Annotated in this window: 24 protein-coding genes; all 24 read left to right on the top strand. The window is 59.3% G+C overall.

Annotated elements, in window-relative coordinates:
- Nucleotides 1–5 precede the first annotated feature (5 nt).
- Nucleotides 6–971, top strand: a complete 966-nt coding sequence (gene fliM / locus W02_RS09440; RefSeq protein WP_173047062.1) for a flagellar motor switch protein FliM — start codon at nucleotides 6–8, stop codon at nucleotides 969–971.
- A gap of 148 nt (nucleotides 972–1,119) precedes the next feature.
- Nucleotides 1,120–1,488: a flagellar motor switch protein FliN gene (fliN, locus tag W02_RS09435; protein ID WP_173047060.1), complete on the top strand. Its 369-nt coding sequence runs from the start codon at nucleotides 1,120–1,122 to the stop codon at nucleotides 1,486–1,488.
- Between the two features lie 27 nt (nucleotides 1,489–1,515).
- Nucleotides 1,516–1,938, top strand: coding sequence for a flagellar biosynthetic protein FliO (locus W02_RS09430; protein ID WP_173047058.1), 423 nt, complete (start codon nucleotides 1,516–1,518; stop codon nucleotides 1,936–1,938).
- A gap of 64 nt (nucleotides 1,939–2,002) precedes the next feature.
- Nucleotides 2,003–2,731 carry a flagellar type III secretion system pore protein FliP gene (gene fliP, locus W02_RS09425; RefSeq protein WP_173051424.1) on the top strand — a complete coding sequence of 243 codons (729 nt, stop codon included), beginning with the start codon at nucleotides 2,003–2,005 and terminating at the stop codon, nucleotides 2,729–2,731.
- A 51-nt stretch (nucleotides 2,732–2,782) separates the two neighbouring features.
- Complete coding sequence (fliQ, locus tag W02_RS09420) at nucleotides 2,783–3,058, top strand: flagellar biosynthesis protein FliQ (RefSeq protein WP_173047056.1); 276 nt, start codon at nucleotides 2,783–2,785, stop codon at nucleotides 3,056–3,058.
- An 8-nt stretch (nucleotides 3,059–3,066) separates the two neighbouring features.
- The gene (gene fliR, locus W02_RS09415; protein WP_173047054.1) at nucleotides 3,067–3,849 is read left to right on the top strand and encodes a flagellar biosynthetic protein FliR; all 783 of its coding nucleotides are present in this window, start codon (nucleotides 3,067–3,069) and stop codon (nucleotides 3,847–3,849) included.
- A complete protein-coding gene (flhB, locus tag W02_RS09410; protein ID WP_173047052.1) occupies nucleotides 3,842–4,927 on the top strand; it encodes a flagellar biosynthesis protein FlhB in 1,086 nt (361 codons plus the stop codon). The genes fliR and flhB overlap by 8 nt, the downstream gene beginning before the upstream one ends.
- Nucleotides 4,928–4,948: 21 nt before the next feature.
- Nucleotides 4,949–7,039, top strand: coding sequence for a flagellar biosynthesis protein FlhA (flhA, locus tag W02_RS09405; protein ID WP_370467980.1), 2,091 nt, complete (start codon nucleotides 4,949–4,951; stop codon nucleotides 7,037–7,039).
- A 14-nt stretch (nucleotides 7,040–7,053) separates the two neighbouring features.
- Nucleotides 7,054–8,409 (top strand): flagellar biosynthesis protein FlhF, encoded by a 1,356-nt coding sequence (gene flhF / locus W02_RS09400; RefSeq protein WP_173047048.1) that lies wholly within the window; start codon nucleotides 7,054–7,056, stop codon nucleotides 8,407–8,409.
- Between the two features lie 34 nt (nucleotides 8,410–8,443).
- Complete coding sequence (locus tag W02_RS09395; RefSeq protein ID WP_173047046.1) at nucleotides 8,444–9,298, top strand: MinD/ParA family protein; 855 nt, start codon at nucleotides 8,444–8,446, stop codon at nucleotides 9,296–9,298.
- Between the two features lie 33 nt (nucleotides 9,299–9,331).
- Nucleotides 9,332–10,081 carry a sigma-70 family RNA polymerase sigma factor gene (locus W02_RS09390; protein WP_173047044.1) on the top strand — a complete coding sequence of 250 codons (750 nt, stop codon included), beginning with the start codon at nucleotides 9,332–9,334 and terminating at the stop codon, nucleotides 10,079–10,081.
- A 205-nt stretch (nucleotides 10,082–10,286) separates the two neighbouring features.
- The gene (locus tag W02_RS09385; protein WP_173047042.1) at nucleotides 10,287–11,057 is read left to right on the top strand and encodes a flagellar hook-basal body protein; all 771 of its coding nucleotides are present in this window, start codon (nucleotides 10,287–10,289) and stop codon (nucleotides 11,055–11,057) included.
- 74 nt (nucleotides 11,058–11,131) lie between these two features.
- On the top strand, nucleotides 11,132–11,923 hold the full coding sequence (gene flgG, locus W02_RS09380; protein ID WP_173047040.1) for a flagellar basal-body rod protein FlgG: 792 nt from the start codon (nucleotides 11,132–11,134) through the stop codon (nucleotides 11,921–11,923).
- 18 nt (nucleotides 11,924–11,941) lie between these two features.
- On the top strand, nucleotides 11,942–12,730 hold the full coding sequence (gene flgA, locus W02_RS09375; RefSeq protein ID WP_173047038.1) for a flagellar basal body P-ring formation chaperone FlgA: 789 nt from the start codon (nucleotides 11,942–11,944) through the stop codon (nucleotides 12,728–12,730).
- Nucleotides 12,717–13,460, top strand: coding sequence for a flagellar basal body L-ring protein FlgH (locus W02_RS09370; protein WP_173047036.1), 744 nt, complete (start codon nucleotides 12,717–12,719; stop codon nucleotides 13,458–13,460). Before flgA ends, W02_RS09370 begins: the two co-directional genes overlap by 14 nt.
- Before the next feature lie 34 nt (nucleotides 13,461–13,494).
- Entirely contained in the window at nucleotides 13,495–13,686 is a 192-nt protein-coding gene (locus W02_RS09365; protein ID WP_173047034.1) for a hypothetical protein, read from the top strand.
- Between the two features lie 3 nt (nucleotides 13,687–13,689).
- Complete coding sequence (locus tag W02_RS09360) at nucleotides 13,690–14,841, top strand: flagellar basal body P-ring protein FlgI (RefSeq protein ID WP_173047032.1); 1,152 nt, start codon at nucleotides 13,690–13,692, stop codon at nucleotides 14,839–14,841.
- A 71-nt stretch (nucleotides 14,842–14,912) separates the two neighbouring features.
- Nucleotides 14,913–15,338, top strand: a complete 426-nt coding sequence (locus W02_RS09355) for a rod-binding protein (protein WP_173047030.1) — start codon at nucleotides 14,913–14,915, stop codon at nucleotides 15,336–15,338.
- Between the two features lie 2 nt (nucleotides 15,339–15,340).
- Complete coding sequence (flgM, locus tag W02_RS09350; protein WP_173047028.1) at nucleotides 15,341–15,643, top strand: flagellar biosynthesis anti-sigma factor FlgM; 303 nt, start codon at nucleotides 15,341–15,343, stop codon at nucleotides 15,641–15,643.
- 72 nt (nucleotides 15,644–15,715) lie between these two features.
- Nucleotides 15,716–16,225 carry a flagellar protein FlgN gene (locus tag W02_RS09345; protein ID WP_173047026.1) on the top strand — a complete coding sequence of 170 codons (510 nt, stop codon included), beginning with the start codon at nucleotides 15,716–15,718 and terminating at the stop codon, nucleotides 16,223–16,225.
- Nucleotides 16,226–16,232: 7 nt separating this feature from the next.
- On the top strand, nucleotides 16,233–18,257 hold the full coding sequence (flgK, locus tag W02_RS09340) for a flagellar hook-associated protein FlgK (protein WP_173047024.1): 2,025 nt from the start codon (nucleotides 16,233–16,235) through the stop codon (nucleotides 18,255–18,257).
- Between the two features lie 17 nt (nucleotides 18,258–18,274).
- A complete protein-coding gene (locus W02_RS09335; RefSeq protein ID WP_173047022.1) occupies nucleotides 18,275–20,041 on the top strand; it encodes a flagellin in 1,767 nt (588 codons plus the stop codon).
- A gap of 80 nt (nucleotides 20,042–20,121) precedes the next feature.
- On the top strand, nucleotides 20,122–20,367 hold the full coding sequence (gene csrA, locus W02_RS09330; protein WP_173047020.1) for a carbon storage regulator CsrA: 246 nt from the start codon (nucleotides 20,122–20,124) through the stop codon (nucleotides 20,365–20,367).
- A gap of 9 nt (nucleotides 20,368–20,376) precedes the next feature.
- Nucleotides 20,377–20,856: a flagellar assembly protein FliW gene (gene fliW, locus W02_RS09325; protein WP_173047018.1), complete on the top strand. Its 480-nt coding sequence runs from the start codon at nucleotides 20,377–20,379 to the stop codon at nucleotides 20,854–20,856.
- The last annotated feature ends 46 nt before the right edge of the window (nucleotides 20,857–20,902 follow it).

Below are 20,902 nucleotides of genomic sequence, written 5' to 3'. Positions count from 1 at the left end.
ACCCGATGGAAAAAATTCTGTCACAGGAAGAGGTCGATGCCCTCCTGAAGGGTGTGGTCTCAGGCGACGTCGACACGGCTCCGAAGGAGGAGCCGGGCGGAACCAAGAAGTTCGATCTCTTCAACCAGGAACGGATCATCCGGGGGCGCATGCCGACTCTGGAACTGATCAACGACCGGTTTATCCGCCGGCAATCGGTGTCGTGGACTTCCGCATTGCGCGATCAAGTGGACTTTCTCATCGTCGGCACTCAGATCGTCAAGTTCGGGGAATTCCTGAAAAAGGTACCGCTGCCATCGTCGCTCAGCGTGTTTCATATGGATCCGCTGCGCGGCAACGGCCTCCTCGTCATGGATGCCTTCCTCGTCTACTTGATCGTGGACTATTACTTTGGTGGAAAGGGGCAGACACACGTCAAACCCGAAGGCCGCGACTTCACGCCCATCCAGACGCAAATGATCAAGAAATTGGTCACGCAGGTGTTTTCCGACCTGGAAGTCGCCTGGCAGGCGTTGATGGGGGTCAAGATCAATCTCGTCCGTTCAGAGAGCAATCCGCAGTTTGCCATGGTCGTGACGGCCTCCGAACTCGTAGTCGTCGTCACGTTGCAGGTCATCCTCGGGGAAACCACGCGCGATTTGTTCGTCGTGTACCCGTATTCGATGCTCGAGCCCATCAAAGAGAAACTGTATTCGGGCCTGGTGTCTGACCAGGTGGAGCATGACGGGAGTTGGGGAATCCGGTTTCGCGACAACCTCCAGGATTGCTGCCTGAACGTGACCGTGCGGCTCGGCACGGCGACGGTGAAGGTGCGCGACGTGCTGAATTTTTCTCCCGGCGATGTCGTGGTCCTCGATCAGCGTCCGGACGATCCGATGGAATGCTCAATTGAGGGGCGCAGGAAATTCCTGGGAAGTCCCGGCGTGTTCAAAGGCAATCATGCCTGCCGGATCACGAAAGTGCTTCCGTAGCGCGGAGGGAACGCCGTCCGCGTTCGAATGGCGCGGACGTCAGGCCAGTCCCGCGACCGTCGACGACCGCGGTCTTCTCAATCGGTCGGTTTGCAGACGGGCGGGGAGCGGAGTGGATCGATGAACGCGGCATCAAGGAGAGATCTGTATGGCGAATGTTGATGTGAGCCAGCAAGGAGCGCCCGCAGGCGCTGCCCCGCAGTCGGCCCAGCCTGCCTCGTTTCCGCCGGTCGAAAAGGGAGGGCAGGCCGGAGCGCCCAATAATCTCGAATTCATCCTCGATATTCCCATGCAGGTGACCGTACAGGTTGGTTCGGCGCGGATGCTCATCCGGGAAATTCTCCAACTCGGCCAGGGGTCGGTGATCGAGCTCGAAAAACTGGCAGGGGAACCGATGGAAGTCCTGGTCAACAACAAGCTGGTCGCCAAAGGCGAGGTCGTGGTCGTCAACGACAAATTTGGCATTCGTCTCACTGACGTCATCAGTGCCGCGCAGCGCGTACAACAACTGGGATAGGCGGGAGAACGGATGGAACTGTGGGACATGGCCACGCGAATGCTGTCGTCGCTGGCCCTCGTCATTGCACTGATGTTGATCCTGGCCGCAGTGGCCAGGCGACTGCTGGGTACTCGTTTGCCCGTGCAGACCGCGGTTCCGCTGGTCCGAGTAATCGGAAGCGGGTACCTGGGGCCGCGAAAGACCGTGTCGCTCGTCTCGGTGGCTGGAGAAATCCTCGTCGTGGGAACCACGCAGCACGATATCGTCCCCCTGGGGCGACTATCCGATCCGGAACAGATTCAACATGCACTTGCTCAGGCTCCGCCTCATTCCCAGTTGACCGACGGGACGCTTTGGACCCGATTGTGGCAGGGCTGGGCACGAACGGCCATCACGGCGCCCAGACCATCTTTCCCCCATGCCGATGATCGAGCGACGCCACAGACAGGTGAGCATGCGGCGTTCTAACGAATCTTCCTCGGCCGCCGGCTTTCTCCGGCATCCGACCTTCGTCGCGACGGCGGTCGCCGCGATGGTCTGCGGTGGGCTGCTCTGTGGGACATCAGACGCACTCTCTGCCGACGGTCCCTCGATCACGATCGATCTGGGCAAGAGCAGCGGAGGGGGGCAGACGGCGGTGGTCTTCCAGATCCTCGCGCTGTTGACGGTTCTCTCACTCGCTCCGGCATTCTGCATCATGATGACCTCGTTCACGCGCATCGTCATCGTGCTGTCGTTTCTGCGTCAGGCCATGGGTACGCAACAGGTGCCGCCGAATCAAGTTCTGATCAGCCTGGCCTTGTTCCTGACCGTTTTCGTGATGGCCCCGGTCGGACAGGCGGTCTATGCCGACGCCCTCCAGCCGCTCTTTGCCGAACGGATCACGCATGAGGATGCATGGAAGCGAGGCATTCAGCCGTTGCGCACCTTTATGCTCAAGCAAGTGCGGGATAAGGATCTCGAACTGTTCATCGACCTGGCCAAGTTGCCGGAGAAGCCAACCTCGGCCGAACAGGTGCCGACGCACGTCGTCATTCCCGCATTCATTCTCAGCGAACTCCGAGTCGCATTCCAGATCGGGTTTTTGGTCTACATACCGTTTCTCATCGTCGATATGGTCGTGGCGAGCGTGCTGATGTCCATGGGCATGATGCTGTTGCCGCCCGTCATGATCTCGCTCCCGTTCAAACTCATTTTGTTCGTGCTTGCCGACGGCTGGTATCTGATCGTGGGATCGATGGTGAAAAGCTTTCAGTCATAGCCACGGGATTCGCGGCAGACGTTGCAGCCTGCGCATGAGAGGAGGTCAAGGATGACGCCTGATATGGTGGCGCAAATCGGACGCCAGGCACTCGAGACGACATTCTGGGTGTCGGCGCCCATGCTGGGATTGAGCCTGTTGGTCGGCCTCATGGTCAGCCTGTTCCAAGCCATGACGCAGATCAACGAAGCGACGTTGACGTTCGTCCCGAAGATGTTGGCGCTGTTTCTGGCGACCCTGCTGTTTTTTCCCTGGATGCTGGATGTGCTCGTCGGGTTCATGACCGGCATGCTGACGAATATTCCTCAGTATGTGCGCGCCTCCTGAGCCTGCCGATGGATCACGTCATTCATATGGCCATCCCGCAATTCCAATCCGCACTCATTGTCATGTTCAGGACAGCGGGAATGCTGGCGGCGCTGCCGGTGCTGGGCAGCCGCACGATCCCCATGCAACTCAAAGTCGGACTGGTGGTGCTGCTGGGCCTGATGCTGGCCCCGCTCTTGCCGCCGATGTCGCTTCCGGCGGACATGCTCGTCCTCGGGGCGGGAATGGTCAACGAAGTGCTGCTGGGCCTGGTCATCGGCCTGGCGGTGAGGCTGGTGTTCGCCGCGCTGGAGGTGGCGGGCGAAGTGATGGGAACGCAGATGGGATTCAGTGTGGCCCATCTGATCGATCCGATGACGGCGCACCAGACACCGCTCGTGGCGAGCTTCCAGACCGTCCTGGCGTCTCTCACGTTTCTGTCGCTTAACGCGCACTATCTCATCGTGCAGTCTGTCGCCGGGAGCTTTGCCACCATTGCACCCTTTACAGGCCATATATCCGAAGGTCTGGCGGAAGATATGCTGCAGCTCCTGCAAGAGGTCTTCGTCCTGGCGATGAAGTTATCCGCTCCGGTCCTCGCCACCGTGCTCGTCCTCAACGTCATGATGGGGGTGTTGGGCCGTACGGTGCCGCAGCTGAATGTGTTCGTCATGAGTTTCCCTCTGACGATCGCCTGCGGATTGGGTGTGATGGCATTGGCGTTGCCCTATACGATCTCGCTCTTCGAGTCGGAATTTATCCGACTTGATGAGACGGTCCACGGGCTCTTGCGGGTGCTGGGCCATGGCTGATCTCGAAGGACGCACGGAGCAGGCCACCCCCAAACGCCGGGCGCAGGCACGAGCCCGCGGCGAAGTGGCGGTGAGCCGTGACGTCTCGTCTGCTGCGGCACTGCTGGGGGCGCTCGGCCTCTTCTACGTCTTTGCCCGTCCGGGCATGACCAAACTGAACGTCATTCTCCGTGACTGGCTGACATCAGCCGCCGATGCCGCGGGTCACCGCACCCTCACGGTCGATGCCGTCCAGCAGATGGCGCTCAAGACGGAATCTGATCTGCTCATGTTGATCATGCCGTTTATCGTGGGAGTCGCGCTGTGCGGTGTCGCGGCTTCGCTGGCCCAGACGGGGTTCTTGTGGAAGACCGAAGGGCTTGGATTCAACCTCGCGGGGCTCAATCCCCTTACCGGCCTCGGGCGCATCTGCTCGACGCGGTCACTGGCCGAACTCGTGAAGAGCTGCCTCAAAGTGGTCTGCGTGGGCGGAGCGGGGTTTTATGCCGTCCGAGCCGACCTCCCTCTGCTCCCCGAGCTCGTACAATATTCCCTCGACGGAATGCTGGCGGTCATCGGGTGGATGATGTTCAAGGCCGCTCTTTCGATTTCGCTCGCGGTCGCCGTCGTCGCAGCGATGGACTACGGCTATCAGCGATTCGAGTTCGAGCGAAAGCTCCGGATGACGAAGGAGGAAGTGAAGGAGGAACAACGTGATGCCGAGGGCGATCCACAAATCCGGTCGAGAATCCGGACCGTCCAGCGCGATCTCGCGCGGAAGAGGATGCTGGCCGATGTGAAAACCGCCGACGTGATCGTGACGAACCCCGATCACCTGGCCGTGGCCATTCGGTACGACCAGCACAAGATGGCTGCGCCGATCGTGGTCGCAAAAGGAGCCGGGTATCTGGCGCAAAAGATCAAGGAGATTGGCAGAGCAAACGGCGTGGTGGTCATCGAAAACAAGTTCGTGGCGCGGACGCTGTACAAGTTGGTGGACATCGGGCGGGAAATTCCGTCGGACCTCTACCGCGCCGTTGCCGAGATTCTGGCGTTCGTCTATCGCGTCCGCGGCATGGTGCCGGGCCGCCATCCGTAACGGGGAGCTTCGTTCATGAAGATGCCGGAAGCGGCCGCTCCGACGGCCATGACCATCAAGCATTCCGACGTGCTCATGTCGGCGGGCGTCGTGGCCGTGCTGATGGTCATGCTGCTGCCGCTTCCCCGGTTTTTACTGGACCTCCTGCTGAGCTTCAACATCACGCTGTCGATCATCATTCTGCTGGTGGGTCTCCAGATTAGACGGCCGCTGGATTTTTCGGCGTTCCCCTCCGTCCTTCTCATGGTGACCCTGCTACGGCTGTCGCTCAACATCGCCTCGACGCGGCTGATCCTTCTGCATGGCAATGAAGGCGTCACGGCGGCGGGAGAAGTCATTCGAGCATTCGGAAATTTTGTGGTCGGGGGCAACTATACGGTCGGCCTCGTCGTCTTCACGATCTTGGTCATCATCAATTTCGTGGTGGTGACCAAGGGCGCGGGGCGTGTCGCGGAAGTCGCCGCGCGCTTCACGTTGGATGCCATGCCCGGCAAACAGATGAGCATCGATGCCGATCTGAATGCGGGCATGATCAACGAGGCCGAAGCGCGCCGCCGGCGCAAACTGATCGCGGATGAGGCGGATTTTTACGGGTCCATGGACGGCGCCAGCAAATTCGTCCGAGGAGATGCGATCGCCGCGGTCGTCATCGTTCTGGTGAACATTGTCGGCGGATTGACGATCGGTGTGCTGCAGCAGGGGATGACCCTGTCCGCCGCGGCCCAGACCTATACGCTGCTGACGGTCGGTGAAGGCCTGGTCGCACAGATCCCGGCGCTGATCATCTCGACGGCGGCCGGTATTGTGGTGACGCGCGCCGCTTCCGAGGCCGATCTCGGATCTGAAATCACCAGGCAAGTCCTCACGTCGTCGAAGTCGCTGGGAACGGCAGCCGGAATCTTGCTGGGATTGGGATTGATCCCCGGGCTCCCGCATCTGGCCTTCCTGACATTCGGAGGAGCGGTCGGTTGGATGGCCTACGATCTTTACCGCCGCGAGCAGCAGGCCGCGATGGCTTCGCCGGTCGAATCTCCGGCTGCCAAGGCGAAATCGGAGGATGCGGTGACGTCCGTGACGCCGCTGGATTTGATGGAAGTCCAGGTGGGATACGGACTGATCTCGCTGGTCGAGGGGCAGCATGGTGGATCACTGCTCGATCGCATCAAAGGGCTTCGCAGGCAATTCGCGGAGAGCATGGGATTTGTGATTCCACCCATCCATATTCGGGACAATCTCCAACTGCGACCCAACGAATACGCGATCATGTTGAAAGGGGTCGAGTTGACGAAATCGGAGATTCTTCCGGGACACATGCTGGCCATCGATCCCGGAACCGCGCAGCGCGGCACGCTCCAGGGCATTCCCACCAAAGAACCGGCGTTTGGACTGCCGGCCCTGTGGGTTCCTGAAACCACACGTGAACAGGCTCAGATGTCCGGGTACACGGTGGTGGACTCCAGTTCGGCCATTGCCACGCATCTGTCCGAGGTCATCAAACGCCACGCCTACGAGCTGGTCGGTCGCCAGGAAGTGCAGGGCCTGCTTGATGAAATGGCGAAAGTCCATCCCAAGCTCGTGGAGGAGCTGATCCCCACCGTTTTGTCGCTCGGCAGCGTCGTGCGGATACTGGCCAATCTCCTGCGCGAAGGCGTTCCGATCCGCGACCTTCGAACCATCCTGGAGGCCGTAGCCGACCAAGCACAGACCACGAAGGACACGGACATGTTGACCGAAGCCGCGAGACAGGCCCTGTCGAGGACGATTACCCGGCAGTATCTCGGACCCGACGGAACCTTGTCGATCATCAGCTTGGATCCGCGCTTGGATCGCACGTTGGCCGATCAGGCCGTTCCTGGACAAAATGGGACGACGGTTCCGATCGATCCGACGCTGCCCCAGCAGGTGCTCGTCGCATTGAAACAGGCCGCGGAACGAGTTGCGACGAAGGGCCATCAGCCGGTCGTGCTGTGCTCGCCGGGCACCAGGCGGTATTTGCGCCGGTTGACCGACCGGGTGCTGCATTCCGTGCCCGTGCTCGGATTGAACGAAGTGGACAGCACCGTGAAGTTACAAGCGATTGAAACCGTCCGTCTTGAACCCGGCGGCGCGTAACGGAAAGGGCACCCATGCACGTCAAGGTGTTTCACGCATACACAATGCAGGAAGCCATTCATGCCATCAAGGCCGAACTCGGTCCCGATGCGGTCATTCTTTCGACAAAGGACGTGCGGCAACGCGGCGTGATCACCAAATGGTTCGGCCGACAGTTGATCGAGGTCACCGCAGCAGTGGACCGTCCCTCGCCTCGATCCGAAGCCGCTCGGGTACCGCCCGCTCTGAGCGGATCGATCCAGCGGGATGTCGTCGCGGATCCTTCCGTGGTTCCTCAGTCGCGCTTCGAACAAACCTTGCGTGGTCTGGTTCCTGACGACCCGGCGCCAAAATTGACGCCGTCACGACCAGCGGCCCCTCCGCCGCCGGGCGCCAAGTCTCCCCGTCCTCATGTGGGAGGGTCTCTGCAGATGAGTCGCGTCAGGGCCGAACTGCGGGGGCTGCATCAACATCTTCTCGCCGCCTATCAGGAAGATGCGATCGAAACGCCCGGGCATATTCCCGTCCCGATGACGACCTTATACCGGGATCTCATCGGCAGAAGCCTTGCGCCTCAGACGGCGGCCTTGTTTGTGCAACGGGTGTACGACCGGCTGCCCGACGATCAACGACAGGACGTGCATCGGATCCGACCGGTGATGCGAGAGCTGACAAGACAGGAGATGAAGGACGGCACTCCATTGCAGACCGCCGACGGCGAGAGAACCATCGTGGTGTTTTTCGGACCCGCGGGTGTCGGCAAGACGACCACGATCGCGAAGTTGGCCACGCGCTACCGATCGGAAGGGCGGCGCACTGTGGCGCTGATGACGCTGGATACCTACCGCCATGCGGCGGTCGAGCAGCTGCGGGGCTATGCGAACACGCTCGAGATCCAAATGGAAACCGCGCTGACCAAACAGGATGCCGTGCAGAGCATCAACCGACTGTCCGGTGCAGACGTCATTTTGATCGACACAGGTGGACGAAACGCCGTGGACCCGGATCTCCTGAATGAAATCCGGTGGCTCACGACGCTCGATTATGTCGTGGAGACCCATCTGGTCCTGTCGGCCACGACGCGGGAGGAGGATCTGCTCGCCACGGTACGCCGATGCGGAGAGTGTCCGGTCCGGCGTCTGCTGTTCACCAAGCTGGATGAAGCGTCGGGAGTGGGCAGTCTTCTGACCGTTCATCAGCGGACCGGGATCCCCTTTTCGTATTTTGGGACGGGCCCGCGCGTTCCGTACGATCTGGAAGTGGCCTCTGGATCCCGTTTGGCCGATCTGTTGCTCGATGGAACTCTTCGCGAGGAAGGCATGGCGCCGGATCGCATCATGAGGATCGTCAGCGAGAGCATCGGGTTCGAGCCTGTGAAGATGTCGGTGTAGTGGGAAAACGGAAATGGCTGAAGGAGGACGGTGCATGAGTCATACGGTGCAGGAGTACGGGCCTGAAGCCTCTGCGGCAGCGGGGCAGCGGGTGCCGGTGCAGGTGATCAGCGTGACGAGCGGGAAGGGGGGAGTGGGAAAAACCAACGTCGTGGCGAACCTCGGTCTGGCTCTTGCCCGTGAAGGGAAGCGCGTCGTGATTCTCGACGCCGATCTGGGATTGGGCAATCTGGATGTGTTGTTGGGGCTGGTCCCACAGTGGTCCATCGAACACGTGTTGGCGGGGACGAAACGGTTGACGGATATTCTGATGGAAGGACCCGCAGGCATCAAGATTCTACCGGCAAGTTCGGGAACGCCCCAGCTGACCGCGCTGAACGAATCCCAACTGATGCTGTTGCAGGACGAACTCGAAGCCCTCGTGCAATCGTATGACGTGTTGTTGATCGACACAGGAGCCGGCATCTCGTCCAATGTGACATTCTTCGCGAGCGCCGCCCATGAAATCATCGTCGTGGTGTCGCCGGAGCCGACGTCTCTGACCGATGCGTATGCGCTGATGAAAGTCTTGTCCCGTCAGCACCGCGAACGGCGATTCCGGGTGCTGATCAACATGGTGAAAAACCAACGCGAGGCCGCGCACGTGTTCAGAAAACTGGACCGGGCCGCCGAGCGATTCCTGCACCTTTCGCTCGACGCGATCGGCTTCATTCCGCTCGATGATTACTTGCCGCTGTCGGTGACCGAACAACGGGCGGTAGGAGATCTCTTTCCCAAGGCTCCGTCCAGCCGGGCCTTCACGCAATTGGGGAGCGTGGTCTCCGCATGGGAGCGTGCGCCGCTGCCCAAGGGAACCGTGCAGTTCTTGTGGCACCACTTACTGAGCTGACCGCTTGACGCGTCCATATCACGGAGCGGAGTCATGAACAAAACAAACGTACGACAGCAGACGACGTGCGTCGCGGATGACGAGATGTCCCGCGAACTGTTGATCAAGGAGTTCGCCCATGTCATCAGGGCGATCGCCCACCGGTTGGCCTACCGGCTTCCTGCCTATCTCGACGCCGAGGATCTCGTATCGGTCGGCGTCATCGGTCTGATGGATGCCATGGACAAATACGATCCGACACGGGAGGCCAAATTCAAGACGTACGCGGAGTTCAGGATTCGGGGAGCCATGCTCGATGAGATCCGTTCGATGGACTGGATTCCCCGCTCGGTCCACGAGCGGATTGGTCACCTGCAGCGCACTCAAACGGAGCTGATGAATCGACTCGGCCGTCCGGCGACAGACGAAGAGGTGGCATCGGCCATGAACATGTCGGTGTCGGATCTCGACGATTTTCTCTCCCGCTCTCGCGGCGCGGTGCTGATTAGTCTCGACGATCTGGGCATCCAGGAGCCGGACGGCAACAAGATCCTCAAGATGCTCGCCGACGACCAGCATCCCGATCCGTTGGCCATGATCGTGAGCGAACGGGAACGTGACAGCCTCGGCAAGGCCATTCAGCAATTGCCGGAAAAAGAGCGGCTCGTGCTGACGCTGTACTATTACGAAGAACTCACGATGAAGGAGATCGGTAAAGTATTGAGCGTCACGGAATCACGTGTCTGTCAGATCCATACCAAGGCGGTCTTGCATCTCAAGGTGACGTTGGAGGCTTTGCAATGATCGGAGTCCCGGGCGCGCCTGTCACTGCGAAATCTTTTCCCACCCGGCAGACTTTTCCCGGTCAAAAGGAAATGGAGTGCGCGAAGGAGAGAGCGACCGTCCAGCGTCTGCGCAGTATCGATGGTGCGGACCGCGCGGCAGCAGGAACGGCGAATGGCATATATGTTGCTATCTTCATCGACCGCGAGAAGGAAAGAGGGAAACGATGAATCGTGCAATTTACCCCGTACTGTCCGGAGCGCTGGCGCAGGAGCGCAGCCTGCAGGTATTCTCCAACAACATTGCGAATGTCAATACCGCAGGATTCAAGCAGGATCAACAGGGCTTTCGTGCGATCATGTCTCGCCGCATCGCAGGGCCGGCTCCCGTTCCCGGAGTACACAGCATCGCCCATCATCTTGTCTCGGCGCCGGCTGGAATGAGCGAGCGGGTCTATGCCGCCCCGCATACGTCGCGGACCAGCTTCGAAACAGGCCGGACCCGAGTGACGTCCAATCCGCTCGATATCGCGATCCAAGGAAATGGCTTTTTCGAAGTCAAAACTCCGCTGGGAACCCGCTATACCAGAAACGGGATGTTTTCCATCGACAACAAGCGGCGCCTGATCACCAATACCGGTTTTCCCGTGATGGGAACGAAAGGCGAAATCAAGATTCCGCCGGGCGCCATCCAGGTCAACGCGGTAGGAGGCATTCACGTGGACGGACAGCCCGTCGGAACCATCAAAGTAATGGAATTTGAGGAGCATGCCATGCCTGAAAAACATCCTGATGGATTGTTTACAGGCGGCAAGGGAAAAGCCGTGGCGACGCCGATGCTGCATCCGGGCCACATCGAAGAATCCAACGTCAATTCATTGGGCGAAATGGTGAAGATGATTCAGGGGATGCGCTCGTACGAATCGGCGCAAAAAATGATCCAGACGATTGATCGGATGGCGGAAGTAGCCATCCAGGACGTCGGCCGCGTCTTGTGATCGTGTGCGGGTAGGATCGCATTGCTCACGATCAGGTGGGTACGCGGTCGAACGCCGGGACATGGAGGTTTCGTATGATTCGGGCAATGTGGACGGCTTCAACGGGCATGACGGCGCAGCAATTGAACGTCGATACCATCGCCCACAATCTCGCGAACGTCAACACCAACTCGTTCAAGCGGAGCCGGGCTGAATTTTCGGACCTGCTCTATCAGATCTCACGGATGCCGGGTACGAGCGCCTCGAATATCGGTGTCTTTCCCGTCGGGATACAGATCGGCGCGGGCGTCCGCCCTGTCACGGTGGCCAAAGAGTGGGGACAGGGCAACATGAGGCAGACCAACAATGATTTGGATCTCGCCATCGACGGAGCCGGCTTCTTTCAAGTGCAGCGTCCGGACGGCACGATCATGTACACGCGCAACGGATCGTTCAAGCGCGACAACGTCGGGAATCTGGTGACCGGGGACGGCGACATGCTCAATCCGGTGATCACGATTCCGTCCGGGGCGCTGAAACTCGACATCGCCCAGGATGGCACGGTCTCGGTGCTGCTCCCCGGTGTCACGCAAGCGTCACAAGTCGGCCAGATTCAGCTGACGAGGTTTGACAATCCCTCTGGGCTCGTGGCCATGGGCAACAATCTCTTTCTCGACAGCTTTTCCTCCGGCCCTCCCATTCAGGGGACCGGAGGGTTTTCAACCGGATTCGGCTCCATTCAGCAGGGGTTTCTGGAAAGCTCCAACGTCAATCTGGCTGAAGAGATGGTCAACATGATCATTGCTCAACGCAGCTACGAGATCAATTCGAAAACCATCCAGGCGTCGGATGAAATGATGTCGATCGCCAACAATTTGAGACGGTAATCGGGAGCGCTCACTGACATGACAGGAGCACGCGTATCGAAGAAATGTGTCTGTGTCGCGGGGATCGTAACCGCCGTGCTGGTGGCGACGACCGTGGAGGCGAAGGCGGAGCGTATCATGACTCCCGCACCGGTGGTCCGTGCGGCGGATCATCCCCTGCGGAGCCGTCATATGGTTCAGCCTGAACAGTTGCGGCGTGCGGTCCTCAGATACTTGGAGGGAGAATTGTCGGGTTTCGTCAGGGAAGTTCAGGTCACCCTGATCGAACCGCAGGACCCGATCCCGACATCCGGCGGACGTATTGATATGGCGGTGATTCCGGGTATGCGGGAAGAGGGGCTCGGCCGCCGCATGTTTCACGTGCAGTTGTCGCGCAACGGACGTCCTCTGGATACCGTTGAGGTGCTGTCGGATGTCGCCGGCTTTGCCGACGTTGTCGTGCCGTCGCGATTGATCAAGACCGACGAGGTTATCGACAGAGAGGATCTGACCGTCACGCGCGTCAAATTGCTCGATTTGAAACAGCAGTTCGTGACCGATCCCAATGAGGTCATCGGGAAAAGCGCGGTGCGTCCGCTGCAATCGCAGTTGCCCATCCGCCTCGCGTCCGTAAAGAAGCCTTACGCCGTGCGCAAGGGCGACCGGGTCACCATCGAAGCCAAAGGCAGAGGGTTGTCCATTCAAACCGTGGGCATCACCAAATCCGGTGCGGAGTTGGGACAGACCGTCACCGTGACAAATTCTGATTCAGGGAAAGAGCTTCGCGCAAAGGTTATTGGACCCGGAGTCGTCCGTGTCGATTTCTGAGGACACGGATATTCGTATTGCCATGAACGTGCTACGCACCTTCGAACTGAGCATCATGAGGCGCTCTGTCGTTGCGGCCTCGATCATATTCCTCGGCGCCTGCTCCTCGAGCCCGATGGCCAGCACCAAGATGATCGTACCGCCTCTTCCTCCGCCGAAGACCATCGGTTCATTGTGGCAGGAAGAAAATGGGCGGGCATACCTGTACGAGGATATGCGGGCGATGCGTCCCGGCGATATCCTCACCATCCAGATCGTGGAAAAGCACGCGGGAACCAAGACCGCCAACACGTCCGCCGAGCGGGAGTCGACCATCGACAACAGTTTGACGGGAGGCGGAATCGGCTACATCGGTATTCCGGGCATCCGACTGGGCGGCGAGGCCACGCGCGGCCTGGGAATCAGCAGCAGCGCGTCCAACAAGTTCGGCGGCAAGGGCGCGACCAACCGGACCGACACATTGACCGGCACCATCTCCGCCATTGTCAGCGACGTGCTGCCGAATGGCGATCTTCGGATCGAAGGGCGTCGAGAGGTCACCGTCAACAGTGAAAAGCAGATCATGGTGCTCAGCGGAGTTGTGCGCCGCGTTGACGTCAACACCAAGAACACTGTGCTATCGACAGCAATCGCCGACGCGAAAATCGAATATTCCGGGCTCGGCGTCGTTGATGATGTGCAGAGGCCCGGTTGGTTTGTCCGGATCCTGGATTGGGTCTATCCGTTCTAAACCGCGTCTGCTGTTGACGATGAAAGGTGGGTGTATGAACACCGTCGAGATGATGATGCTGAGCGGCGTGCTTCGGGGAGCGGAGTACAAATCGCCAAGGCTGGCTCCAACTCGTGAACTCTTCCCTTCGTCTTGGGAGAAGTCTCGAGAGCGAGGTTGTCCGGAGGGGCTACTCGAGGTCAGGCAGAGAGAACGGTTGGTTCGGTCGATGCCGCCTCAGCGCTAACCCATGAAACAACCCTGTCTAAGCGAACAGTTCCGTGCGGTCGCCCTCATGGTCGGGATGCTCGTGACCGGATGGGCCACGTCCGCCGATGCCGTGCGAATCAAGGATATTGGCACGATCGAGGGAGTGCGCGACAACCAGCTGATCGGCTACGGGCTGGTTGTCGGGCTCGACCGGACCGGCGATCAGGTTATCGGCGGCCAGTTCACGATCCAAGCCATGATGTCCATGTTGAATAAGATGGGAATCAACTTGGTGATCGATCCCATTCAATTGCTGACCCGCAATATCGCGTCGGTGATGGTAACCGCCAAGCTGCCCCCGTTCACCAAGCCCGGTATGTCGCTCGATGTCGTCGTGTCCTCGATGGCCAACGCGAAGAGCCTGCAAGGCGGCACCCTGTTATTGACACCCCTGAAGGCGCCGAATCAACAGGTATTTGCAGTCGCCCAGGGACCGATCTCCATCGGAGGATTTCTTGGTGGAACCGGCGGACCCGGTGGGGCAACGGTGAGCAAGAATCATCAGGCAGCAGGAGTGGTCCCCGGAGGCGCCATTGTGGAAAAGGAATTGGCGGTGAATATGGAGCAGTGGGAATCCGTGTCCCTGCTTCTCCGCCAAGCGGACTTCACGACGTCCATCCGAACGGCGGAAGCGATCGACAATGCCTTTGGCCGGGGAACCGCGGTGCCGGTCAATGCGGGTTCGGTGAAATCGGCCGTACCGTCCAGTTTCCAAGGCAGGATCGTTGAATTCATCGCTACGCTGGAGGCCCTCGACGTTGCCGTAGATGCGCCCGCCAAGGTTGTGGTGAATGAGCGAACCGGCACTGTGGTACTGGGCGAGCACGTGCGCATTTCTACCTGTGCCATCTCTCACGGCAATCTGACAATCTCCGTGAAAAATACGTTGAATGTGTCGCAGCCTCCGGCGCCGTTGATCGGGTCAACCGGCGGCACGACAACCGTCACTCCTGATGTGCAGACCGACGTGAAAGAACAGGAAGCGCGGCTGGTCGTGGTGGATGCAACGGTGACGCTCGGAGAGGTGGTCAGTGCGCTCAATGCCGTGGGGGTGACGCCGAGGGATCTGGTTGCGATCCTCTCTGCCCTCAAGTCGGCTGGGGCTCTGCAGGCTGCATTAGAGATCATATAAATGGCGACCATCTTTTGGAATATGGGTGAGCGCCATTGGCGTTGGTACGTGTCGATGAAAGACGAGATACTATGGATCCATTGATTTCTCCTCAGGTGGCGGTTGACCCGCTCGGGCCCTTTGCCGCACGGCTAGAGGGTCGAACGACGGGTCAGGATCCGGCGAGCATTCGGAAGGCGGCCCAGGAATTCGAGGGGTTCTTTATTTCCTATCTCTTGAAAACCATGCGGGAGACCGTTCATGCCGGTTTACTCAAGAACGAAGCAGGGCAGATGTTCCACTCCTTTTATGACGAGGAACTCGGTCGGAGGGCCGCTCAGGCAGGAGGATTGGGTCTTGGAGCGATGGTCGAGACCTATATTCGTCAGCAAAATGCCATAACCGTTCCGTCGGGCCTTAAGTTTTCTGACACACCGACCGATACGACTACCGGTACAGGTGAGACCCAGGAGCCAACCCACCTGCTGCCGACCGATGCACATCAGGGGAGGAATTGATCATGGAAATTTCTGGAAGAGGCCGGGCGGCTGAACTCGCCAAGATGCTGCTGGGCGTGCAGGAGGTTGGGCCGGTATCAGGTAAGTCTCCATCGAAGCCCCAAGGGCAGGAGGACCGTGTTCAGATCTCAGATCAAGCCAAAGAACTGCAGCGAATCAAGGACCTGACTCACGTACCAGATCATGAACGGATGAAGAAAATCGAGCAGATCCGGCAGTCCCTCGAAAGTGGCACGTACGGCATCGAAAGCCGAAAGGTAGGCGACTCCATACTGCGGCAGGTGTTGACCGATACCGTACTATGATCCACATCCGCTCCCTATTCCTGGGAGGCGGTCGAAGGCCGAAGACGAGACGCTTCACAGGAGAGAGTACTCATGCATCCTTCCTCCGCTGTCCTTCCTCAGCTTGCCGACATCTTGAGCCGTGAAGAATCCGCATGTGAGCTTCTCCTTGCCACGCTCCGCGAGGAGCGATCGGCAATCCAGCGCCTCGCTGTTTCTGAATTCACATCGATCAACGAGCGACGTCTGGGGATTCTGGCGTCACTGGAGACGCTGGATACGGAGCGACAACGCTTTGCCGGGCAGGTGTCAGCCTCATGGGGACTGCCTCCTGCCGCGGTGACGCTTCAAACGATTCTCGAACAGATGAAGTCCGCGTCCGTGCCGGGCCTCGACGAGCGGTATGCTCGGCTCGCGGAGAGGCTCCGTGCAATCAGGGAAGAGATTGCGCTGAATTCGACATTGATCGACAACATCAGGCAATTCATTGAACAGATGATGTCGGCATGGACCAGTTCGGCGAATTCCGAGGGACTCTACTCGCCGTCCGGCGGGCGACACTCGGCGATCTACGAAGGCAGTTTCTTACAGCAGCGAGGCTAGAGGCCCGATGTCACTCAGCGGACTTTTCGATATTGCCCGAAGCGCATTGACGACGTCTCAGACGGCGTTGACCGTCACGGGACATAACGTGGCGAATTTGAATACGCCCGGGTTCTCCAGACAGGAAGCGGTCGTCACGGAACGCCCGCCGCTCAACGGACAGCCCGGGATGATGGGAACCGGCGTCCAGGCGTTGAGCATCCGGCGTTTTGCCGATCAGTTCGTCAACAGGCAATTGACGACGTCCGAGCAGAACCTCGGTCGTCTCTCCGTGGCTCGGGATGAGTTGTTCAGGCTGCAGAATCTCCTGGCCGATAGCAACGATGAGGGCCTGGCTGCGCGCCTCAACGATTTCTTTCAAGGGCTTCAGGATGTTTCGACGAATCCCAACGAACTCACGGCGCGTTCCGTGCTGTTGGCCAATGCGGCGCAGTTGGCCGGCAGCCTGAACCAGGCGTCCTCTCAACTTGAGACCTCTCGTCAGTCGCTGAACTTCCAGGTCAAACAGACCGTCACGGAAATCAACAGTCTGGCCAAACAGATAGCGGAACTGAACGACAAGATCGTCGCAGCAGAGGTTACGGGCCAGAATGCCAACGATCTTCGGGATCAGCGCGATTTGGCGGTGAACGAACTGGCGCAGCGCATTGACGTCACGACCATCGAGTCCGGTTCTGGCGCCTTGTCCGTATTTGTTGCGCGAGGCCAGGTGGTGGTTGAGAGCGGGGGTGCGCGTGAATTGTCCGCGTTCGAAAATCCCTCGAATGACGGCATGCTCTCCGTCGGATACTCCACCGGTGGGACGAAAGCCTTAAGCATCGATGCGCTGGTGTCGAACGGCCGCCTTCGCAGCCTCCTTGATATCCGCGATGGTACCGTTCGCGATCTCCAGCGATCCGTGGATCGTTTGGCGACCACGTTAGTCAACGAAGTCAATCAGGTGCATCGTCAGGGATTCGGGCTGGATGGGTCGACGGGCAACAACCTCTTTGGTCCGATCACCGTCACCACGGCATCCGCCAGCGACAATACGGGATCGTCCACCATAGGCTCGGGGGTCGTGACGGCGAATGGCCTGCTCACACAGCACGATTATGAAATCCGCTTTTCGTCTCCTACTGCCTATTCGATCGTTGATGCCACGACCGGTTCACTCATCCGAGGAAACTATTCGGGCGCGCAGATCCCGGCTCCAACTGCAGCCGCTCCCGTTGCCATCGTGACGGGCTCCAACGATACGCTCACGGTGACAGTTGACGGGACCACATCGGGAACGATTACGCTTGCCGGAGCGGCATTGCCAGGGATCGCGTATGCCTCCGGGGCCGCGCTTGCGCAAGAAGTGCAATCGAAAATCAACGGGGATTCGGCGTTGCAGGCCGCCGGAAAGACGGTATCGGTCGTGTTCGATACGACGGCCAACCGGCTTGTCCTGACTTCGAATTCGACGACGTCGACATCGGCTGTCGATGTGATCGGAGGAACAGCCAGAGCAGCTCTCGGATTGTCGACAGGGACCGCGACGGCGGCGTCGGGAACGTACAGCGGGCCAAGGGACTTCTCATTCGACGGAATCTCGGTGACTGTGACGGGGGCGCCAGCGGCCGGAGACGTCTTGGAGGCCAACTCGTATCATGACGGAGCGAAGACGATATCAGTCTCACTGTCCGACCCTTCGGCGGTGGCGGCTGCCTCCAACCGAGCCGGCATTCCCGGAGACAATGCCAATGCACTCGCTCTCGTCGCGCTTCAGCACCGTCAATATGCGGCGCTGGACGAAGGGACCTTTAACGACGCGTACCGAAGCATGGCGTCTGGTCTCGGCGTGCAGGCACAAAGTGCGGATCGCGACCGGCAGGCCCAGGAAGTCTTGCGCGACCAGATTCAGACCTTCCGCGCCGAAGTATCGGGAGTGTCCTTGGATGAGGAATTGGTCAACCTGATTAAATACCAGCGCAGTTTTGAAGCGGCATCCCGCCTGATCAAGGTGACGGACGAGTTGTTTCAGACGCTGCTGTCATTGAAGCCATAACCAGACGGGGTGAGACTATGAGGGTCACCGAACAGCAGACCTTCGGCGTGCTCGCGAACAATCTTCAGCGCTCGCGCGCGCGTCTACTGGAATTGCAACAGCAAGTATCGACGGGTAAAGCCGTCCGGCAACCCTCGGACGACCCGGCTACGTTCAATCACATCGCCCTCGATAAAGCCTCGATCGCCGCGATCGATCAGCGGCTCCGGAATGTCACGTTCGGGCAAACGCGATTGGACCTTGCCGACAGCGTGCTCAGCAGCACGACGGACGCCCTCGCGCGCGTTCGCGAACTGGCCGTACAGTTTCGAAACGACACCAACGGTCCCGCGGAGCGCGTCATCGGGGCTCAGGAAGTTCGACAGCTGTTCGCTCAAATCCAGCAATTCGGCAACACCGAACTCAACGGACAGGGGATCTTTACCGGCACCAGCACGCACGGGAGGACGACGGGATTGGCAATCACGGCACCCGTCTCGTTGACGAACGGCGCCAATGACACCCTCGTCGTCAACGTCGACGGGGTCACATCGGGCACCATCGATTTGACTGCGGCCAGTGCCACATTCAGTGGTTCCCAACTTGCCGCTTTGGTGGAAGGCCGGATCAATGCGGATACGTCGTTGGCGAATGCCGGCAAGCAGGTCTCGGTCCGCTTTGAAACCGATCACCTCGTCATCGAATCGTCCGATCATGGTGACCTGTCGAGCGTCACTGTTACGGGGGGGACCGCACGGACGGCTTTGGGACTTTCCGGCGGCGCGGCCACAAGCGGCTCGAGTCCGTTTGCCCTTACAGCGTCGGTGAGTGCCGGGGTGGGAAATACGGGCGGGGTGGCCGTGACCGCCGGCCGCATTGTGGACGACAATCAGGCGACCCTCGACGACTATATGATTCGATTCACTTCCACCACTACATACGATGTCGTGGATGTGACGGTGCCTCCTACCGTCGCGAGAGGGGCATCGAATGCGGGGGGCGTCGCGGTGGCGAATGCCGGTCTCGTCGACCCTGCTCAGTTGAAACTCCATGACTACCGCATCCAGTTCACGTCCTCCACTCAATACTCGGTAGTGGACGTCACTGCGGGCACCACGGTATCGTCGGGAAACGCCTATGCGTCGGGGGATAGCGTGACATTTGATGGAATGCAGGTCGTGCTCCTCAATGGACAGCAGGGAGGGCCGCAAACAGGAGACAGCTTCGACATCAACTTGTCCCCCCGCACTGTTCTGTCCAATCAGAGTTATGTGTCTGGAAATGCGATCAGTTTCGAGGGCATCCGCGTCACCTTGACGAATGAGTCCGGAGCACCCGCGGCCGGAGATCGGTTTGCCATCGTGACAGGGCTCGGATACCAGGGAGATAGCGGTGTTCACCAGATCGAAGTGGGCAATGATCAGACCGTGCCGACGAATGTGTCGGGAGACCGCATTTTCACACCATCGTCAGCCGACGTCTTCTCGACCATGAAGCAGCTCATTACCGCTCTGCGCACCAATGACCGCAATGGAATTTCCGACGCGCTCGGCGGTCTTGACGACAGCCTCTCAGCAATCGGATCCGTCCATGGAGAGATCGGCGCATTATCCAGCCGGTTGACGACAAATTCTTCCCAGCTGGAGCAGGCCAAGGGATTTTTTGCACAGACATTATCACAGACAGAGGATGTCGATTTGGCGAAGGCGATTTCCGATCTGACCCTGCAGCAGTTCGCCCTGGAAGCTGCCAGCCGGACATTGAGCAGCTTGTTTCAGAATTCGCTGATGAACTATCTCCGGTAATCAACGGCTCATCAAGTTTCACGCCTGGCCGGCCGATACAGGCTGAGCGGATTCACAGGCTCTCGCCAAGGAAGGCTGGCATGTTGGTCCTCACGCGTCGGCGTGGAGAGGGCGTGACGATAGGCCCTGACATACGGGTGGTTGTGCTCGGCATGAAAGGCGGACAGGTCCGTCTTGGCATTGAGGCCCCGCTTACCGTGGAAGTGCACCGCGATGAAGTGTATGCCAGAATCCAAGATGAAAACCGTTTAGCCGCACGCACCCAAATCGTTCCAATCGAGGCCTTTCAACAGCGATGGGGCTCCCAGCGCCGGCAAGGGACGTGAGCAGGACGTATGAAGTGTAAGTCCACCCGATTCGGTTCGTTCGATGTCAGCGATGAAAGCATTTTGCATTTCCCCAGCGGACTTTTGGGATTCCATGATCAGTCCCGCTATGTGATTCTCGACCATGATACGCCGGTACCCTTCAAATGGCTTCAATCCGTCACCGATCCTGATTTGTCCTTTGTCATCATGGATCCGGTAGAGTTGACGGCCGACTATTCGCTCGTGCTGACACCGGAGGCGCTGGCAGAGGTGAAGGGTCTCGAAACCGATGATCTCCTGTTGCTGGTCATTCTGACAATACCCTCGGAAGATCCTGGAAGCGTCACGGCCAATCTGCGTGGGCCACTGGTCGTCAACCAGCGAACGAAGATGGGGAAACAGGTCGTTCTTGCCGACAGCTATCCAACCCGCCATCCGGTGTTTCCAAGGGCGGTTCCTATTCCTGAACCTGCAGCTCCCTCGTTGCAACAGGCGGCCTGTTCATAGACGGTCCATGAGAGCTCACGGCATGCCCGGTTGCCGGAGTGGTGCG

This window comes from Nitrospira sp. KM1, assembly GCF_011405515.1.
Taxonomy (GTDB): Bacteria; Nitrospirota; Nitrospiria; order Nitrospirales; family Nitrospiraceae; genus Nitrospira_C.
This window is presented reverse-complemented; position numbering and strand designations above follow the sequence as displayed.

Excerpts from the sequence above, each read along its gene's own strand:
- fliM (WP_173047062.1), top strand. The coding sequence starts at position 6 with ATGGAAAAAATTCTGTCACAGGAAGAGGTCGATGCCCTCCTGAAGGGT.
- fliN (WP_173047060.1), top strand. The coding sequence starts at position 1,120 with ATGGCGAATGTTGATGTGAGCCAGCAAGGAGCGCCCGCAGGCGCTGCC.
- W02_RS09430 (WP_173047058.1), top strand. The coding sequence starts at position 1,516 with ATGGCCACGCGAATGCTGTCGTCGCTGGCCCTCGTCATTGCACTGATG.
- fliP (WP_173051424.1), top strand. The coding sequence starts at position 2,003 with ATGGTCTGCGGTGGGCTGCTCTGTGGGACATCAGACGCACTCTCTGCC.
- fliQ (WP_173047056.1), top strand. The coding sequence starts at position 2,783 with ATGACGCCTGATATGGTGGCGCAAATCGGACGCCAGGCACTCGAGACG.
- fliR (WP_173047054.1), top strand. The coding sequence starts at position 3,067 with ATGGATCACGTCATTCATATGGCCATCCCGCAATTCCAATCCGCACTC.
- flhB (WP_173047052.1), top strand. The coding sequence starts at position 3,842 with ATGGCTGATCTCGAAGGACGCACGGAGCAGGCCACCCCCAAACGCCGG.
- flhA (WP_370467980.1), top strand. The coding sequence starts at position 4,949 with ATGCCGGAAGCGGCCGCTCCGACGGCCATGACCATCAAGCATTCCGAC.
- flhF (WP_173047048.1), top strand. The coding sequence starts at position 7,054 with ATGCACGTCAAGGTGTTTCACGCATACACAATGCAGGAAGCCATTCAT.
- W02_RS09395 (WP_173047046.1), top strand. The coding sequence starts at position 8,444 with ATGAGTCATACGGTGCAGGAGTACGGGCCTGAAGCCTCTGCGGCAGCG.
- W02_RS09390 (WP_173047044.1), top strand. The coding sequence starts at position 9,332 with ATGAACAAAACAAACGTACGACAGCAGACGACGTGCGTCGCGGATGAC.
- W02_RS09385 (WP_173047042.1), top strand. The coding sequence starts at position 10,287 with ATGAATCGTGCAATTTACCCCGTACTGTCCGGAGCGCTGGCGCAGGAG.
- flgG (WP_173047040.1), top strand. The coding sequence starts at position 11,132 with ATGATTCGGGCAATGTGGACGGCTTCAACGGGCATGACGGCGCAGCAA.
- flgA (WP_173047038.1), top strand. The coding sequence starts at position 11,942 with ATGACAGGAGCACGCGTATCGAAGAAATGTGTCTGTGTCGCGGGGATC.
- W02_RS09365 (WP_173047034.1), top strand. The coding sequence starts at position 13,495 with ATGAACACCGTCGAGATGATGATGCTGAGCGGCGTGCTTCGGGGAGCG.
- W02_RS09360 (WP_173047032.1), top strand. The coding sequence starts at position 13,690 with ATGAAACAACCCTGTCTAAGCGAACAGTTCCGTGCGGTCGCCCTCATG.
- W02_RS09355 (WP_173047030.1), top strand. The coding sequence starts at position 14,913 with ATGGATCCATTGATTTCTCCTCAGGTGGCGGTTGACCCGCTCGGGCCC.
- flgM (WP_173047028.1), top strand. The coding sequence starts at position 15,341 with ATGGAAATTTCTGGAAGAGGCCGGGCGGCTGAACTCGCCAAGATGCTG.
- W02_RS09345 (WP_173047026.1), top strand. The coding sequence starts at position 15,716 with ATGCATCCTTCCTCCGCTGTCCTTCCTCAGCTTGCCGACATCTTGAGC.
- flgK (WP_173047024.1), top strand. The coding sequence starts at position 16,233 with ATGTCACTCAGCGGACTTTTCGATATTGCCCGAAGCGCATTGACGACG.
- W02_RS09335 (WP_173047022.1), top strand. The coding sequence starts at position 18,275 with ATGAGGGTCACCGAACAGCAGACCTTCGGCGTGCTCGCGAACAATCTT.
- csrA (WP_173047020.1), top strand. The coding sequence starts at position 20,122 with ATGTTGGTCCTCACGCGTCGGCGTGGAGAGGGCGTGACGATAGGCCCT.
- fliW (WP_173047018.1), top strand. The coding sequence starts at position 20,377 with ATGAAGTGTAAGTCCACCCGATTCGGTTCGTTCGATGTCAGCGATGAA.